Annotated in this window: 17 protein-coding genes; 12 read left to right on the top strand and 5 right to left on the bottom strand. The window is 74.1% G+C overall.

Translation table 11 applies throughout. The annotated features are described in order from the left end of the window. Positions 1 to 129: 129 nt before the first annotated feature. Positions 130 to 603 (top strand): DUF305 domain-containing protein, encoded by a 474-nt coding sequence (locus AB0N27_RS26100; RefSeq protein ID WP_364374995.1) that lies wholly within the window; start codon positions 130 to 132, stop codon positions 601 to 603. On the opposite strand, the gene msrB is transcribed toward AB0N27_RS26100, so the two are convergent. Then, the gene (gene msrB, locus AB0N27_RS26095; protein ID WP_088990835.1) at positions 569 to 973 is read right to left on the bottom strand and encodes a peptide-methionine (R)-S-oxide reductase MsrB; all 405 of its coding nucleotides are present in this window, start codon (positions 971 to 973) and stop codon (positions 569 to 571) included. The two genes, AB0N27_RS26100 and msrB, sit on opposite strands and share 35 nt — an antisense overlap. 47 nt (positions 974 to 1,020) lie before the next feature. Between msrB and ligD the strand changes: the two genes are divergently transcribed. After that, entirely contained in the window at positions 1,021 to 2,046 is a 1,026-nt protein-coding gene (gene ligD, locus AB0N27_RS26090) for a non-homologous end-joining DNA ligase (protein WP_364374992.1), read from the top strand. Between the two features lie 10 nt (positions 2,047 to 2,056). Here ligD and AB0N27_RS26085 read toward each other — a convergent pair whose 3' ends face one another. Next, complete coding sequence (locus AB0N27_RS26085) at positions 2,057 to 2,350, bottom strand: hypothetical protein (RefSeq protein WP_364374990.1); 294 nt, start codon at positions 2,348 to 2,350, stop codon at positions 2,057 to 2,059. Positions 2,351 to 2,438: 88 nt separating this feature from the next. Between AB0N27_RS26085 and AB0N27_RS26080 the strand changes: the two genes are divergently transcribed. Both AB0N27_RS26080 and AB0N27_RS26075 read left to right on the top strand, forming a co-directional pair. Continuing rightward, a complete protein-coding gene (locus AB0N27_RS26080; protein WP_364374987.1) occupies positions 2,439 to 2,627 on the top strand; it encodes a hypothetical protein in 189 nt (62 codons plus the stop codon). A 55-nt stretch (positions 2,628 to 2,682) separates the two neighbouring features. Further along, a complete protein-coding gene (locus AB0N27_RS26075; protein WP_364374984.1) occupies positions 2,683 to 3,933 on the top strand; it encodes a DUF222 domain-containing protein in 1,251 nt (416 codons plus the stop codon). Between the two features lie 4 nt (positions 3,934 to 3,937). Here AB0N27_RS26075 and AB0N27_RS26070 read toward each other — a convergent pair whose 3' ends face one another. Next, positions 3,938 to 4,321, bottom strand: a complete 384-nt coding sequence (locus tag AB0N27_RS26070) for a nuclear transport factor 2 family protein (protein WP_364374981.1) — start codon at positions 4,319 to 4,321, stop codon at positions 3,938 to 3,940. 252 nt (positions 4,322 to 4,573) lie between these two features. Here AB0N27_RS26070 and AB0N27_RS26065 point away from each other — a divergent pair, with 252 nt between their 5' ends. The 8 genes from AB0N27_RS26065 to AB0N27_RS26030 all read left to right on the top strand — a co-directional run bounded on the left by AB0N27_RS26065 (position 4,574) and on the right by AB0N27_RS26030 (position 13,796). Then, a complete protein-coding gene (locus AB0N27_RS26065) occupies positions 4,574 to 5,185 on the top strand; it encodes a YdeI/OmpD-associated family protein (RefSeq protein WP_364374978.1) in 612 nt (203 codons plus the stop codon). A 31-nt stretch (positions 5,186 to 5,216) separates the two neighbouring features. Next, a complete protein-coding gene (locus tag AB0N27_RS26060; protein WP_357989260.1) occupies positions 5,217 to 5,696 on the top strand; it encodes a DUF2975 domain-containing protein in 480 nt (159 codons plus the stop codon). Next, on the top strand, positions 5,696 to 5,911 hold the full coding sequence (locus AB0N27_RS26055) for a helix-turn-helix transcriptional regulator (protein ID WP_030336216.1): 216 nt from the start codon (positions 5,696 to 5,698) through the stop codon (positions 5,909 to 5,911). The genes AB0N27_RS26060 and AB0N27_RS26055 overlap by 1 nt, the downstream gene beginning before the upstream one ends. Then, positions 5,908 to 6,063, top strand: coding sequence for a hypothetical protein (locus AB0N27_RS26050; RefSeq protein ID WP_364374973.1), 156 nt, complete (start codon positions 5,908 to 5,910; stop codon positions 6,061 to 6,063). Before AB0N27_RS26055 ends, AB0N27_RS26050 begins: the two co-directional genes overlap by 4 nt. A 108-nt stretch (positions 6,064 to 6,171) precedes the next feature. After that, on the top strand, positions 6,172 to 9,357 hold the full coding sequence (locus tag AB0N27_RS26045; RefSeq protein WP_364374970.1) for an ABC transporter permease: 3,186 nt from the start codon (positions 6,172 to 6,174) through the stop codon (positions 9,355 to 9,357). After that, positions 9,354 to 12,062, top strand: a complete 2,709-nt coding sequence (locus AB0N27_RS26040; RefSeq protein WP_364374967.1) for an FtsX-like permease family protein — start codon at positions 9,354 to 9,356, stop codon at positions 12,060 to 12,062. The genes AB0N27_RS26045 and AB0N27_RS26040 overlap by 4 nt, the downstream gene beginning before the upstream one ends. A 1-nt stretch (position 12,063) precedes the next feature. Further along, entirely contained in the window at positions 12,064 to 13,059 is a 996-nt protein-coding gene (locus AB0N27_RS26035) for an ABC transporter ATP-binding protein (RefSeq protein WP_364374964.1), read from the top strand. Positions 13,060 to 13,070: 11 nt separating this feature from the next. Next, positions 13,071 to 13,796 carry an ABC transporter ATP-binding protein gene (locus AB0N27_RS26030; protein WP_364375044.1) on the top strand — a complete coding sequence of 242 codons (726 nt, stop codon included), beginning with the start codon at positions 13,071 to 13,073 and terminating at the stop codon, positions 13,794 to 13,796. A 50-nt stretch (positions 13,797 to 13,846) separates the two neighbouring features. Here AB0N27_RS26030 and AB0N27_RS26025 read toward each other — a convergent pair whose 3' ends face one another. Together AB0N27_RS26025 and AB0N27_RS26020 are read right to left on the bottom strand one after the other, a co-directional pair. Next, on the bottom strand, positions 13,847 to 14,329 hold the full coding sequence (locus AB0N27_RS26025) for a hypothetical protein (RefSeq protein ID WP_364374961.1): 483 nt from the start codon (positions 14,327 to 14,329) through the stop codon (positions 13,847 to 13,849). Positions 14,330 to 14,410: 81 nt separating this feature from the next. After that, complete coding sequence (locus tag AB0N27_RS26020; RefSeq protein ID WP_364374958.1) at positions 14,411 to 15,559, bottom strand: helix-turn-helix domain-containing protein; 1,149 nt, start codon at positions 15,557 to 15,559, stop codon at positions 14,411 to 14,413. Between the last annotated feature and the right edge of the window lie 108 nt (positions 15,560 to 15,667).

Below are 15,667 nucleotides of genomic sequence, written 5' to 3'. Positions count from 1 at the left end.
GCGGGTGTTCGTCTCTGGGTTTTTTTTCTTCTTTCGCCGGGCGGGGGCGCCGGCCCCCCCCCCCGGGCGGGCCCCCCGGCGCCCCCCCCCGGGGCGGCGGCGGCCGGGGACGCGGCCGCCGCCGACGAGATGAGCGGGATCGACGTGGTGTTCCTCGGCACGATGGTCGGCCACAGCGAACGCACCCTGCAGATCGTCCGGGCGGCCCGCGACCGGGTGCGCGACGAAACCCTGCGGACCCTCGCCGCCGCCATCGAGGCCACCGAGGGCGACGAGTTGGCCGACATGCGCGGGTGGCTGCCCACCGACGGGCCGGGCGCCAGCGCCGCCGCGCACCACCACGAGGGGCACGGCGACGACGCCGCGCTGGAGCGGCTGCGGGCCGCGCCGGACGCCGACGTCGACCGAGTGCTGCGCGACGTGCTCGCCGACCACCAGCGGGCCGCGGCCGACCTGGCCCGCGTCCAGGTCGGCGTCGGCCGCAGCGAACGGGTCCGCGACCTGGCGCGGCGGATCGAACAGTCCCGGACCGCGGAGGTCGAGCTGCTCAGGGGGTACGGCGCTCAGGTCAGCGAGGCTCCAGGCGGACCGAGATCGAGTTGACGCAGTGCCGGGTGTCCTTCGGGGTGAAGCCCTCGCCGTGGAACACGTGCCCGAGGTGGCTGTCGCAGCGGGCGCAGCGGATCTCCGTACGCGCCATGCCGAGGCTGCGGTCCTCGATCTCCTTCACCCGGCCGGGGATGGCGTCGTCGAAGCTCGGCCACCCGCAGTGCGAGTCGAACTTCGTGTCGCTGGAGAAGAGTTCCAGACCGCAGGCACGGCAGTGGTAGACGCCCTGGGTCTTGGTGTCCACGTACTCGCCGGTCCACGGGCGTTCGGTGCCGGCCTCCCGCAGGACGTGGAACTCCTCGGGGGTCAACCGGACCCGCCACTCGTCCTCGGTGCGGGGCAGCTCGTTGTCGTCAAGACTCACCCGTCCACGGTACGTCGAACGTCGGGGGCGTGGCATATGGTCGCGAGATGGCGGGCACCAAGGCGACGGTCACCGAGATCGAGGTGGCCGGGCACAGCGTACGGCTGAGCAGTCCGGACCGGGTGATCTTCCCCCAGCGGGGGTTCACCAAGGCGGACGTCTTCCACTACTACCTCGCGGTCGGCGACGGGATCATGCGCGCCCTGCGGGACCGGCCCACCACGCTGCAACGGTTCCCCGAGGGCGTCGAGGGTGAGGCGTTCTTCCAGAAGCGGGTGCCCACCCGGGGCGTGCCGCCGTGGGTGACGACCGCCCAGATCACCTTCCCGAGCGGCCGCACCGCCGCGGAACTCTGCCCGGCCGACCTGGCGCACGTCGCGTGGGCCGCGCAGATGGGCACCATCGTGTTCCACCCCTGGCCGGTACGCGCCGCCGACCCCGACCGCCCCGACGAACTGCGCATCGACCTCGACCCGCAGCCCGGCACCGACTTCGCCGACGCGGCCCGGGCCGCCGGTGAGGTCCGCGCCGTCCTCGACGAGCTGGGCGCGACCGGCTGGCCGAAGACCTCCGGTGGCCGGGGCGTACACGTCTACCTGCGCATCCAGCCCCGCTGGACGTTCACCGAGGTGCGCCGCGCCACCATCGCGCTGGCTCGGGAGGTGGAACGCCGCACCCCCGACCTCGTCACCACCGCCTGGTGGAAGGAGGAGCGCGGCACCCGCGTCTTCGTCGACTTCAACCAGATGGCCCGGGACCGGACGATCGCCTGCGCGTACTCGCTGCGGGCCAACGGCCGGGCCACCGTCTCCACCCCGGTCACCTGGGACGAGCTGCCCGACGTCGACCCGGACGACTTCGACCTGCGTACCGTCCCGGCCCGGCTCGCCGAGCGCGGCGACCCGCACGCCGGCATCGACGACGCCCCGTGGGACATCACGCCCCTGCTGGAGTGGGCCGACCGCGACGCCGCCGCCGGCCAGGGCGACCTGCCGTACCCGCCCGACCACCCGAAGATGCCCGGCGAGCCCAAGCGGGTCCAGCCCAGCCGCGCCAAGCGCACCGACGACTGACCGTTTCGGCTCAGGCATCTGGCTGGGCGGTCCACGCCAGGAACCTGGCGAACAGCTCCTGCGGGTCCGGCGTCGGGTTCGGGTGGAGTCGGCACAGGTCTGCGGTGGCGTCGAACAGCTGGCTGGCCATGTAGACCGACAGCGCCACCCGGTCCGCCCGGTACTCGATGCGCAGCAACATGCGCGCCGGCGGACACGGCCAGGCGGCCGCACACACCTTGCACAGCCACAGCGGGCGCATCGGAAGGTGCGGGCGGACAGCTCTGCGCTGCCGGAGATGGGCCGGCTGCTCGTTCGACGGCATTCCCCGATAGTGCGCTTTGCTGTTGTCTCTGTCAACGACCTCCGTAGTTGTCGCAGTGGGCGGACAACGCCGCTGTCATCGTCAATGCGTGGACCTGGTTGGCGTAGCGGAGATCCGGGTGATGCTCGGGAACGTGTCGCGGCAACGCGCCTCGGTGATCGCCAATCAACGGAACTTCCCGGAGCCGGTCGCCGTCCTGGCGATGGGGAAGGTTTGGCGGAAGTCGGACGTCGAGGCCTGGATCAAGAAGCACCGGCCGGAGTCGGCGAGCGGTTGATCTGACGCGCCTCGCGCGGCCGAAGATTGTCGTACACACGTTCTAAAGTGTGGGCGTGATCGATGAGTTGGCGCGGGCCGAGAGCGCGGTGGCGAGCTGCACCGACGCCGCCGTGTGGGCGCTCTCCGAGCACGATCTGATCGCGGTGCTCGACGCCACGCACCGGCTCCAGCAGCGGCTGGCGGCGGTGCGGTTGGCGGTCGTCCGGGAGGTGGACGGTCGGGGCGTCGCGGTCACGCAGGGTGCCTCGTCGACGGTCGTGTGGCTGCGCGACCGCCTGCGGCTCGACGTGCCCGCCGCCCGTCGGCTGGTCAATCTCGCCGCCTCGCTCGACGCCGCCCCGACCGCCGTCCGTCACGCCCTGGCCGCTGGCGCGGTGAGCGTGGAGCAGGCAGGGGTCATCGCCGACACGGCCGCCACGGTCTCGGCGTCCGCCGGTGCCGAGGTCGCCGACAAGGCGGTCGGCGTGCTGGTCGGGTGGGCCGGGCAGTTCGAGCCGACCCTGCTGCGCCGGATGGGCACCCGGATCCTCGACCACGTCGCACCCGACCTCGCCGACGCCGCCGCGGCGGCGGCCCTGGCCGCCGAGGCTGCCCGGGCCACCCGTGACCGGCACGTCACGATCTCCGAGCAGACCGACGGGCGGCTCCGGCTCAGCGGCACGCTCGACGCGGAGGCCGCCGCGCTGCTGCGCGCCGTCGTCGACCCGCTCAGCGCGCCCTCCGGCCCCGACGACACCCGCTTCGCCGGGCAGCGCCGCCACGACGCTCTGGCCGACGTGTGCCGTCTCGCCCTGCGCGCCGGCGAGCTGCCCGAGAACGGCGGCGAGCCGGCCCAGATCGTCATCACCGCCGGCTACGACGGTCTGACCCGCCAGCTTGGCGCCGGCGCGCTCGACACCGGTCTACGGCTTACGCCCGACACTGTGCGCCAGCTCGCCTGCGACGCCGCCATCCTGCCCGCCGTGCTGGGCGGCGCGGGTCAACCCCTCGACGTCGGCCGGCAACGGCGCCTCATTACCGGCCCGCTGCGCCGCGCCCTGGTGTTACGCGACGGCGGTTGCGCGTTTCCCGGCTGCGACCGCCCGCCGCGCTGGTGCGCCGCCCACCACATCCGGCACTGGGCCGACGGCGGCCCGACCAGCCTCGACAATGCCGTGCTGCTCTGCGGCCACCACCACCGCCACGTGCACCAGAGCGACTGGACCGTCCGGCTCGGCGGCGACGGGCACCCGGAGTTCGTGCCGCCGGCCTGGCTCGACCCCGCGCGGGTCCCGCGCCGCAACCACTACCACCGTCGAACGTAGGCCGTCACCACCGCTCGGTGAGGTGTTCGCGGCCCGGCGGCGGGTCGTACGGTTCGGGCCAGTAGTCGACGATCCGGCTGATCAGCCCGTCCTCGGTCACGTCGAGCCAGACGCACGCGTCCTGCTGCTCGGCGCCGTCGCGGACGTCGAGCCACAGGGCGGCCATCTGGTCGTCCGCTACCACCCGCCGCACCCGCAGATGCCAGTCGCCGGGGTAGTCCACGTTGAACCGCAGGAAATCGTCCCGGCCACGGATGCGCTCGCGGGTCTGCGGCATCTCGTAGACGACGTCGTCGGTGAGCAGGCCGGCCAGCCCGGGCCAGTCCCGGCTCTCCAGGCGATCGACGTACTCGTGCGCGGTCTGCCGGGTCGCGGCGGTGTTGTCCACGGCGACGGACGCTACCGCCGAGCACCGACAGTCGATGCCGGACGCGGATCCGAGGCCGGGGGCCGGAGGGTCGGAGTCGGGGCCCGGGGGGCTGGGCCGGGGTGCGGGGCCGGCGGCCGGGGTGCGGGGCCGGCGGCCGGGGTGCGGGGCCGGCGGCCGGGGGCGGGGCGGAGGCCGGGGGCGGGGAGGAGGCCGGGGCCACGGTGGGCCGGTCGGGGCGTTCTGTCGGGGTGCGCGGTTAACCTGCCGGGCATGGGCAGCGCGGAGCTGGAAGAGCTGATCGTCGCGGACGCCGCCGCGTTGCGCGCGTGGTTGTCGACTCACCACGCCACGTCGCCCGGCGTCTGGCTCGCCCTGACCCGCAAGGGCGGCACGGTCACGACGCTGACCTGGCAGCAGGCGGTCGACGAGGGCCTGTGCTTCGGCTGGATCGACGGGCAGGCCCGCAAACGCGATCTGGAGAGTTCCTGGATCCGGTTCACCCCTCGCCGGTCCCGTAGTTCCTGGTCCCGACGCAACGTCGAGCACGTGGCCCGGCTGGAGGCGCAGGGGCTGATGCAGCCCTCGGGTCGCGCCGCAGTGGAAGCCGCGAAGGCGGACGGACGCTGGGCGGCGGCGTACGCCCCGCCGTCCGAGGCCGAGGTGCCTGACGACCTGCTCGCCGCCATCGCCGCCGAACCGGCCGCCCAGGCCATGTTCGACGTGCTCACCAGAACCAACCGGTTCGCCCTCATCCACCGGGTCAACGCCGTGAAGCGGGCGCAGACCCGCGAGCGGAAGATCACCGAGTTCGTCGCCATGCTGGCCCGCCACGAGACGATCTATCCGCAGAAGGCCAGGCCGACAACCGAGGCAACCGATTGACTTTCGATAGCTAACGAGCGAAACTCGATGCATGGTTACAGAGCATCGAGCGGTAGCCGCTCTCCGAGTTTTCCTCGTAGTGCTGTTCGGAGTCCTGGTCATGTTCCAGGTCTTCTCGCTGCCCGGGCAGTTCGCGCACATGGCCCAGGAGTCGCCGGAGGACGCCTACCTCCGCTGGCCGGCCACCATCGTGACGGTGTTCTGGGTGTTGTGCGTCCAGGTGGTGATCGTGGCGACCTGGCAGCTGCTCAACCTCGTCAAGAACGACCGCATCTTCACGGAGGCGTCCCTGAAGTGGGTGGACGCGATCGTGTGGGCCATCGCCGCCGCCTGGGCGGTGCTCGTGGGTGTCTTCCTCTACGTCGGGTTCAACGCGAACGACCCAGGGCTGCCGCTCCTGCTGTTCCTGCTCACCGTGGGTGTCACCGTGCTGGGGCTCCTCATGGTGGTGATGCGCGCGCTGCTGCGGCAGGCCACCACGCTGCGCACCGACATGGAAGCGGTGATCTGATGCCCATCGTCGTCCGCATCGATGTCGAACTGGCCAAGCGCAAGATGAGCGTCGGCGAGTTCGCCGAGCGGGTCGGGCTCACCCCGGCAAACGTCGCGGTACTGAAGAACGGCCGCGCCAAGGCGGTGCGCTTCAGCACCCTGGAAGCCATGTGCCGGGTGCTCGACTGCCAGCCCGGAGACCTGCTCGAGTGGGTCGAGGAGGAAACCCCATGAGGTACGTCATCGCCATCCTCGCCGTCGCCCTCGGTATCGCCGCCGTCGTGTTCGGGGGAGCCGACGACTCACCGGGCCTCCAGCTCATCGGCGCGGTGCTCGTCGTGGGCGCGGTGGCGTTCGCCGTACGGGCGGCGCGCCGCGGGAGCTGACGACGCTCGGCGCACCCGGAATAACGATCATGTAACGGGCGCGAACCTTTCCCCGTAGATGGCCTGTCTTGAAGGTCGTCGGCCCGCCAGGGCCAGGGGAGGCGTCGGATGAAGCTGGTGTGGAGGCGGGCCCGTGAGGCGCGGGGGCTGCTGGTTGCCGCGGTCATCGCCGCGCTGGTCGCCGTCGCGTTGGTCACCGGGCTGTCCGACTACAACCGCCGGGCGGTGGACGCCGGGCAACGGGCGCTGGTCACCGCCGCCCCGGCCGAGGAACGTGGTCTGCTGGTCAGCGGGTCCGCCGGACGCGACGCCGCCGAGTTCGCCACCCGGGACAGGGCGGTCCGCGACCAGTTCACCGACGGCCTCGCCGGGGTGCCGGTCACCGTGGCCGTCGCCCGGTACGGCACCGGTCGGGAGCTGACCGGCGACCTCGGCCCGGCCCTCCGACCGGACGACGAGCCGATCTTCGCGAACCTGACCACCCTCGACGACCTGGTAGGGCACGCCGAGCTGACCGGCGGAGCGTGGCCCCGCCCGGGCGCCGACCCGGTCCAGGTGAGCCTGCCGGAGCGGGTCGCCGGCGCGTTGGGCCTCACCGTCGGCGAACGGATCCCGCTGCGCGACCGCGCCACCGAGCAGTCGAGCCAACTGGTGCTGGCCGGCACCTGGCGGCCCCGCGACCCGAACGACGCGTACTGGCTGCTCGCACCCGGGGTGGGCGCGGGCAGCGTCGGCTCCGGCACGTCGTACGGGCCGTTCACGCTCGACCCGGCCGACTTCGAGGCCACCTTCCCGGGCGCGGTGTCGGCGTCCTGGCTGGCCGAACCGACTCTCGGTGACGTCGACACCGCTGACCTGCCAGCCGTTCGCAAGGCCCTCGCCGCGGCCGGCACCGCCGTGCCGGAGGCCGCCCAACTGGGTTCCTCCGCGCAGACGGCGACCAAGATGGAAGGGCTGCTGGACCGCATCGCCCGAGCCGACCTGGTGGGCCGCTCCTCGCTTGCCACCCCGCTGCTGCTCATCCTGGTGCTCGGCGGGTACGCGCTGGTGCTGGTCGCCGCACTGCTGCACGAGGACCGCCGTCCGCAGACCGCGCTGCTGCGCGCCCGGGGCGCCGCCCGCCGGCAGTTGGCAGGTCTCGCCGCCCGCGAGGCCACCCTCGTGGTCGCCCCGGCCGCCCTGCTCGGGCCGCTGATCGCCGTGGAGGCGCTGCGGTTCGTCCGGCCCGGCGGGTCGGCGGACCTCTCCGCCGCGGGCGGAAACACCGCACTGGTCTGGGCCGCTGCCGTGGCGACCGCGGTGGGCTGCCTGGTGGCAATGGTCGCGCCGACGCTTCGCGGCGCCGGGACGTACGTGGCGGACATGGCCGCCCGGTCCCGCCCGAACCGATCGGTGAGCGTCCAGCGGGCCAGTGTCGACCTGGTGCTGGTGGCGCTCGCCGTGCTCGCCTGGCTGCAGCTGCGCCGGTACGCCTCACCGCTGGCCGGCTCGAACGGCCGGCTCGGGCTCGACCCGCTGCTGGTCGCCGCCCCGACGCTCGGTGTGCTGGCCGGCGCGGTGTTGGCACTGCGGGTGCTCCCGCCGCTCACCCGGTTCGCCGAACGGTTCGTCGACCGACGTCCCTGGACGGCCACCATGTTCGGCATGTGGCAGGCCGGCCGGCGTCCGCACGCCGGCCCGGTGCTGCTGCTCGCCCTCGCGGTCGGCGGCAGCACCCTGGCCTGGTCACTGGTCAGCACGGGGGAGCGGTCACAGGTCGAGCAGGCCGGCCACACGGTCGGGGCCGACCTGCGGGTGACCGAGCGAGCCGGAGCCGCCCCGCTGACCCGGGCCGGTGAACTCGCCGCGCTGCCGGGCGTACGCCGGGCGCTGCCCGCCTGGCGTGACGAGGTGCGGGTCGGCCGCGAGGACCTGCCGGTGACGGTCGTCGGCGTCGACCCCGCCAGCGCGGACGGCGTCGTCCGACTCGCCGACCGCCTGAGCGACGACCCGGCGGCGGAGCAGTACCGGCGGATGACCGGGGCGCGCGGCGCACCGGCGGGGGTCGAACTGCCCGCCGGCACCCGCGCCGTCACCGGCACCGTCCGCACGCCCGTCGACGATGCCGTCCGACCACACCGGATCGCGGTGGCGCTGCTGCTGACCAGCGCGGACGGACTCGCGTTCCGGCTACCGGCCGTCGACGCCCCCAGCGACGGCAGGGCCACGCGGTTCACCGTGCAACTACCCGACGTGGGCGCCACCCGGCTCCGGCTCTCCGGTTTCGAGGCCGACGGCGGCGTCGCCGCCGGCAACTCCTACCGCCTCCAGGTGGACGGGCTCCAACTCGTGGCCGCGGACGGCACCACCCAGCCGGCCGAGCTGACCGGCGCATGGGCGGCGACGGCGGTCGGCGGGTCACCGAAGCCGGCACGCTCGACCGCCACCGGTGTCGCCGCCGACAACCCGGTGGAGCTGATCGTCGGCGGCCAGTACGCGTACCAACCGCCCACCCGCTTCGCCATCGTGCCCGCCGAGGGCGACACGCCCGTCGCGGTGCTGATGACCCCCGGCGTACGCGACGCGCTGAGCATGCGCGTCGGCGACACCGTCGACCTGACGCTCTCCGGGGCGACGCTGCGGGTCCGCCTCGTCGGCGAGGTGGACGCCGTACCCACCACCACCGGCGAGGGGGTGCTGCTCGACCTGCCCGCCGCCGCCGACACGCTGCTGCGCACCGGCGGCACGATGCGCTCCATCCCGGAGTGGTGGATCGGCACCGACGACGCGTCGGCAGCCGCCCGGGCAGCCGGTGACCTGTCCGGCGTGACAGTTCTCGACCGGCAGAAGACGATCGAGGCGGCCGCCGACGATCCGTACTGGCGTGGTTCGCGTACCGGAATGCTCGCCGCCGCCCTCGGTGCGGTGCTGCTCGCCCTCGTCGGCCTCATGGTGGACGTGTGGGCCACCGCCCGGCACCGGCTCGGCGAGTTCGCGGTGCTGCACACCCTCGGCGCCACGCCCCGGCTGCTGGCCCGGGCGCTGCTGGCCGAACAGACGTTCCTCGCCGGGATCGGCGTGGGAGTCGGACTGCTGCTCGGTGCCGCCGTCGGGGCCACCATGGCCCCGCTTGTCATCCTCACCCCGGCCGCCGGCCGGCCGATCCCCGCGGCGACGTTCGCGTTGCCGTGGCTACCGATCGGCCTGACCGCGGCCGGTCTGCTGCTGGCGGCGCTCGCCTTCAGCGCGTTCATCGCCACCGGCATCCGACAGCGGGTGGCGGCGGTGCAGCTGCGAATCGGGGGAGAACGATGAGCGTCGGCGCTGCCGTCCGGCGGGTCCGGGCGTACGGCGGGCAGTTCCTGCTCCTGGCGGTGCTGACCCTGGTGGTCACGCTGCTCATCAGCGGGGTGCCCCGGCTGGTCAACCGGCTCGCCGAGCAGGGGCTGCGCACGCAGCTCACCAGCGAACCGGCCGCCCGCCGGGACATCACCTACACCTCCACCGTGGCGCCCGCCACATCGACGAAGACGGCGACGGGCGGAGCCAGGGAGCAGTTCGACATGCTGGCCGGGGCGATGCCCGCACCGGTCCGCTCGGCGGTCACCGAGCGGTGGCACCGGGTGGACCTCGCGCCGGTCCGCGTCAAGGGACCGGACCTCGAGGCGCGCAAGCTGCTCGTCGACCTGGGCCTGCGGGCCATGCCGGGCATCCAGGACGCCGGCACCCTCGTCGAGGGCGCCTGGCCCAGCGAGACGTACGTGCCCAGCCGGCCCGTCGAGGTCGCGCTCGACGTGGACGTGGCCGGGAAGCTCAACCTGCGCGCCGGCAGTCGACTGCGGATGGGCGGCGTCGATCGCAACGGCAACCTGCTCGATCCCGTCCCGGTGGTGGTGTCCGGGTTGTTCCGGCCCGTCGACCGGGCCAACGGGGCATGGGACGGACTGCCCTCGATGCTGCGGATCACCGAACCGCTCGGCGACGGCGAACCACTGGTCGTCGTGGGTGTGGTGGCCCAGTCGGCGCTGAACAAGCGGGCCGTGGACGGTTGGCCGGTGCAGTCCGAGTGGCGGTACCGGCTGGGCACCGATCGGATCGACGCACGCCACCTGGACCAGATGATCGACGGCCTGCAGCAGATGCAGCGCGACGTCCCGCCGGGTGTGGCGCTGACCGTGGGCGTCGATGTCCCGTTGCGTGCGTTCGCCGCCCAGGTGAACGCCGCCCGAACCCTGCTGGCGGTGATCGGGGCGGGTGTGCTGGCGACCCTTGCCGGACTGATCGTGCTCGCGGCCATCCTCGCCATCCGACGGCGCCGCTCGGAGTTCGCGTTGCTGCGGGCGCGCGGCGGCGCGGCCACCGCCGGAGCCCGGCGCAGTCTCGCCGAGTCGCTGCTGGTGGTGCCGGTCGCCGCGGTGATCGGCTGGTTGCTCGGCACCCTCTTCCCCGGCGCCCCCGACCCGACCGCCCCGTACGCCGCGGCGGTGACAGTGCTCGTCACCCTGGCGCTGCCCCTGGCGACGCTTGCCGTACCGGCGGGCGGGGCGCAGCGCAGCGACCTGGTACGGGTGCGCCCGTCGGCACGGCGCATCACCGTCGAGGTCTCCCTGCTGGTGCTCGCCGTTCTCGCGGCGGTGCTGCTGCGCCGGCGCGGCCTGACCCTCGGCGAGGTGGACCCGCTGCTGGTGTCGGTGCCGGTGCTGCTCGCGGTCGCCGCCGCGGTGCTCGCGCTGCGCGCGTACCCCTGGCCGTTGTTGCTGGTCAGCCGGCTGGCGGCGCGGACGCGGGGCAGCGTCGCCTTCCTCGGCACGGCGCGGGCCGGCCGGTCGACTGTCGCCGCCCCGCTGGTCGTGGTGGTGCTGGCGATCGGCACCGCCGCGTTCTGCGGGGTCGTCGCCGCCGGTGTGGACGCGAGTCGGGACCGGGCCGCCGAGCGGCTCGTTCCCGCCGACGCGGTGATCCGTGGCGAACGGTTCGCCCCGGACACCGTCGACGCGCTGGGTGGTGTGCCGGGAGTCCGGGCCGTCACGCGGGTGCTCAACGAGCCGGATCAGCGGCTGGCGGCCGACGACCTCGGCACCGACGCGCGGATCGGGCAGACGAACGTGCTGCTGATCGACGGGCCGGGGCTGAGCACGGTGAGTCGTGAGTCCGGTGTGGACCTGTCCGTGCCGGCCGCCTTGGGCTCCGCCCAGCCGACGTCGGGGCCGCTGCCGGCCATCGTCTCCCCGGCGGTCGCCGCCGACCTGGCCAAGGCCGGGCTGGACCGCTCGGCCTTCGTCTTGGTGCAGGGCGAGCGGTACGAGTTCCGGGTGGCCGGCACACAGGAGGCCTTCCCGCTGTTGCCCGCGAACACCGCCCGGTTCGTGATCCTGCCCTGGCAGGCGCTGCCGCAACGGGTCACCGCGCCCGTGCCGACCAGCCTGCTGATCGCGGGGGACCGGCTGGACGTCGGGGCGCTGCGCCGGGCCGGCGACGAGGGGCAGAAGCGTTACCAGACCGGTGGTGCGGTGACCGGTGAGGAACGCCCCATCGGTGTCACAGTCGACACCCGGGAGCAGGTACGACGGGACCTCGGCAACGGTGGCGCGAACGGTGTGCTGGTCTTCGGCTTCGTGGCCGGCGCCATCGGCGGCACCGTGCTCGGATTGCTGGCCATCGCGTTCACCGTCCTGGCCGGCGCGCGAGCCCGGGGTCAGGTGCTGTCCCGGCTGCGCACCCTCGGGCTGTCCCGCAGGCAGTGGCGCGGGCTGCTGCTTGTCGAGTTGGCCCCGCTGGTCGGGGTGTCGGTGCTCACCGGCGCGCTTGTCGGTGCGGTGCTTCCGCTGCTGCTCAACCCGGTGCTCGGCCTGTCCGCGTTCACCAGTGGCACACCGGTCCGGGTGGCTTTCGAGCCCGGTCTGGTCGCCGCGGTGTTCGCGCTCGGGGCGGTCGCCCTCGCCTTCGCGGTCGCCGTCGAGGCCCTGAACAACCGCCGGCTGCGCCTCGGTGAGGTGCTCCGGCTCGGAGAGGAGAGTTGAGATGACCGCTACCGCCCAGAGTGCACTGGCGCCTGATCTGGCCGCCCTGCAGAAGCGTGCCGCGCAACGCGCCGCCGAGCGGGCCGGCGGGCAGGACCGGCTGCGCGGACACATCGTCTGCGACGGCCTGGTGCGCATCTTCAAGACCGAGGGGGTGGAGGTGGTCGCCCTGCAGGGGCTCGACCTGGTCATCGACCGGGGGGAGCTGGTGGCGATCGTCGGCGCCTCCGGGTCGGGCAAGTCCACACTGCTCAACATCCTGTCCGGCCTGGACACGCCGACCGCGGGCATCGCCCGGGTGGCCGACTACGACCTGCTCTCGCTGTCCGCCAAGCGGCGGCTGAGCTACCGGCGGGAGCTGGTCGGGTTCGTCTGGCAGCAGACCGGCCGCAACCTGCTGCCGTACCTCAGCGCCTTGGAGAACGTCGAGCTGCCGATGCAGCTCGCCGGCAAGCGCGGCGGTCGGTCCCGCCGGCAGCGGGCCCGCGAACTGCTCGACCTGGTCGGCGTCGGCTACTGCGCGGACCGGCGACCCGGGCAGCTCAGCGGCGGTGAGCAGCAGCGGGTCGCGGTGGCCGTGGCGGTGGCGAACGACCCGGAGGTGCTCTTCGCCGACGAGCCCACCGGCGAACTGGACGAGGCGACCGGCGCGGACGTCTTCGCGGCGCTGCGCACCATCAACGCCGAGCTGGGCGTGACGATCGTCGTCGTCACGCACGACCACGCCGTGGCCACGCAGGTCCGCCGGACCGTCGCGATCCGCGACGGCCGGACCGCCTCCGAGGTACGCCGGACCGCCCGGATCGGCGCGGACGGCGCCACCGAACTGGTCAGCGAGGAGTACGCGGTGCTCGACCGCAACGGGCGGATGCAGCTGCCCGCCGCGTTCGTCGACGCGCTGTCGCTCAAGGAGCGGGTCCGGCTCGATCTGGAGCCCGACCATGTGCAGGTACGGCCCGGCGACCGGGCTTCGGAGGAACGGGAGGCACGGGCGTGAGCAGTCGGGACATGGTGGTGACCGGAGCGACCGGGTACGGGGACGGATCGACGACGTCCCCCGTCGAGGTGGTGCGGGTCAGCGGCGTCAGCCGGAGCTTCGGGCGGGGCGAGCACGCGGTGCACGCGGTACGGGACGTCTCGTTCAGCGCCGAGCGGGGTGAACTCGTCGCCATCCGGGGCCGCTCCGGAGCGGGCAAGACCACACTGCTGAACATGATCGGCGGGCTCGACCGGCCGGACAGCGGTCAGGTGGTGGTGGCCGGGCACGACGTGACCTCGGCGGGGGAGGCGGAGCTGCTGCGGCTACGCCGGGGCACCGTCGGGTTCGTGTTCCAGACCTTCGGGCTGGTGCCGATTCTGTCCGCCGCCGAGAACGTGGGTGTGCCGTTGCGGCTGGCGCAGGTGCCGGCCGCCGAGCGGGAGCAGCGGGTGGCAGTGCTGCTGGAGCTGGTCGGCCTGGGCGGGCACGCGGCGCAGCGACCGTACGAGTTGTCCGGCGGTCAGCAGCAACGCGTCGCGGTCGCCCGGGCGCTCGCCAACGAACCGGACCTGCTCATCGCCGACGAACCCACCGGCCAGCTCGACTCGGAGACCGGACGGTCCATCATGGACCTGCTGCGCGCGGTGGTGCACACCCGTGGCATGACGGCCCTGGTGGCGACACACGACCCGGCCCTGATCGACCTCGCCGACCGGGTGCTCGTCCTGCGCGACGGCCGACTGGTCGACGCCTGACGGGGCCCGATCGCCGCCCCGCCCGCGGCGGTCGTGGCCCACCGGGCTGGTCAGCGAGTGTCCGGCCGGGGCGCGGTTGGCAGGGTGCCGGCCAGCGGGATCAGCAGGCAGCCCAGCAGGGCCAGCCAGGTGCCGGCCCCGGGGTCCGTCGAGAGCATGCCGGCCTCGCGGGCGTACGCGTCGTGGGCCTGGGCGATCCACACCGCGCCGGTGAGGCCGCCGCAGGTCAGTGCGTTGGCGATGAGCAGCCCGAGGCTCGCCTCGCGCCACGGGCGGCGGGCCGGACCGGTGCGCGTGAGTGACACAGTGGCCACGGCGGCGGCGACCAGCGCGACCGGCACGGCGACCCAGCCGACCTGCGCGCCCGACTTGAGCTGGGTGCCGTCCGGGTACACCGTGCGCCAGGCGGGCAGCAGCGGGGCCACCGCCACGGCGAGCACACCGGCCAGCAGGACGGCGGAGCCCAGGCGCCGCCACCGCGGGTCGACACCGCGCGGGTGGGGTGGCGGATCGGACGCGGCCGGGGTGCCCATCCCGGTCAATCTAATCCGCCGGGCGCGGCCGCACCGCCCGCCCGTGGTGGCGTCCGGAAGACCGAGCCGCCGCCCGCCCTCTCAGCAGCCGTCCAGCCAGCTCCGCAGAGCCCACCACCAGTGGATGATCTCCGGCACCGTGGACCGTGCCCCCTCCTCGACCGGCGGCCCGCCGGTCACCTCCCGGAGCCGGCGCAACCGGTAGCGGACCGTGTTCGGGTGCACGTGCAGGGCGGCGGCGGTCTGGTCCAGCCGCTGGCCGTGGTCGAGCCAGGCGAGCGCCGTGGTGGCCAGCTCCCGGTGGAACTCGTCGGCCGGGTCCAGCGCGCCGAGCAGTGCGCCCCGCAGCAGCTCGGCCAGGGCCGGCTGGGCGGCCAGCGCCGTCTCCCCGGCCAGGTCGGTCACCCGGCGCAGACCGCGCAGCCGCCGCCGCGCCGCGGTCCGCAGTGCCGCCAGGCAGAGCGGGTACATCGCCGGGGCCCGCTCCAGCGGTTGCGCAGGCGCCACCAGCACCAGCAGGTCGACCGGCATGGTGCCCGGACACCGCGGCAGCAGGCCGGCCAACCGGTCCTCGACGGTGCCGAGCAGGCCGCCGTGCCGGATGAGCTGCCGGTGCAGGGCGTGTGTCCGCGCCGGGTCGGGCTCGGTGCCGACCAGACAGTGGTAGCGCCCGTCCGGCCGGAGGCCGAACCGGGTCAGCTCGGCAGGTGACGTGCCGGTAGGCCCGTCGAGCAGGAGCCGGCGCAGCAGGCGTGCCCGGGCCGCCGCGCCGGTACCGACAAGCTCCCGCTCGGCGGCCCGGTGTCCGGTCACCACCGCCCGCTCCACCGCCGCGGCGTACCGGCCGATGGTGAGCAGCCCCTCCAGCAGCACCTCGTCGGCGATGCCGGCCGCCCGCCCGTGTCGGACCACGAGTTCGACCGCCCGGTCCCGGCCAGCCTGCACGCCGCCCAGCAGGTCGGCGACGGAGATGCCCTGCGCCGCCCGGTCAGCGCCGAGCCGGCGGGCCTCGGTGAAGTCCCGCCCGGCGGGGTCCTCGTGGCGTTCCAGCGCGCCGAGGCCGCTGGTGAGCAGCAGGACCACCTGCCGGCGGACCTCGCCGGCGGGGAGGCGGGCCACCTCCGGGGAGTTCGCGCGGGCGGCCCGCGCCACCTCGTCCACGACTGCCGCGTCGGCGGCCAGGTCGCGCAGCAGCCCGCCGAACGTGGGGGCCTTTCCGGTCCGGGTCATCGGCGCCCGCCGCCTCCCGTTGTCGCCGCGGCACAACCGGACCGGTCGTGCGTTGGCACCCGGTCCCTAGTCGTGGCGACCGGCCGGTTGCTCTCCTGGTTGTTACCG

The organism is Micromonospora sp. NPDC093244 (assembly GCF_040683695.1).
GTDB lineage: Bacteria > Actinomycetota > Actinomycetes > Mycobacteriales > Micromonosporaceae > Micromonospora.
The sequence above is the reverse complement of the archived record's forward strand: the minus strand, read 5'-3'. Positions and strand labels throughout refer to the sequence as shown.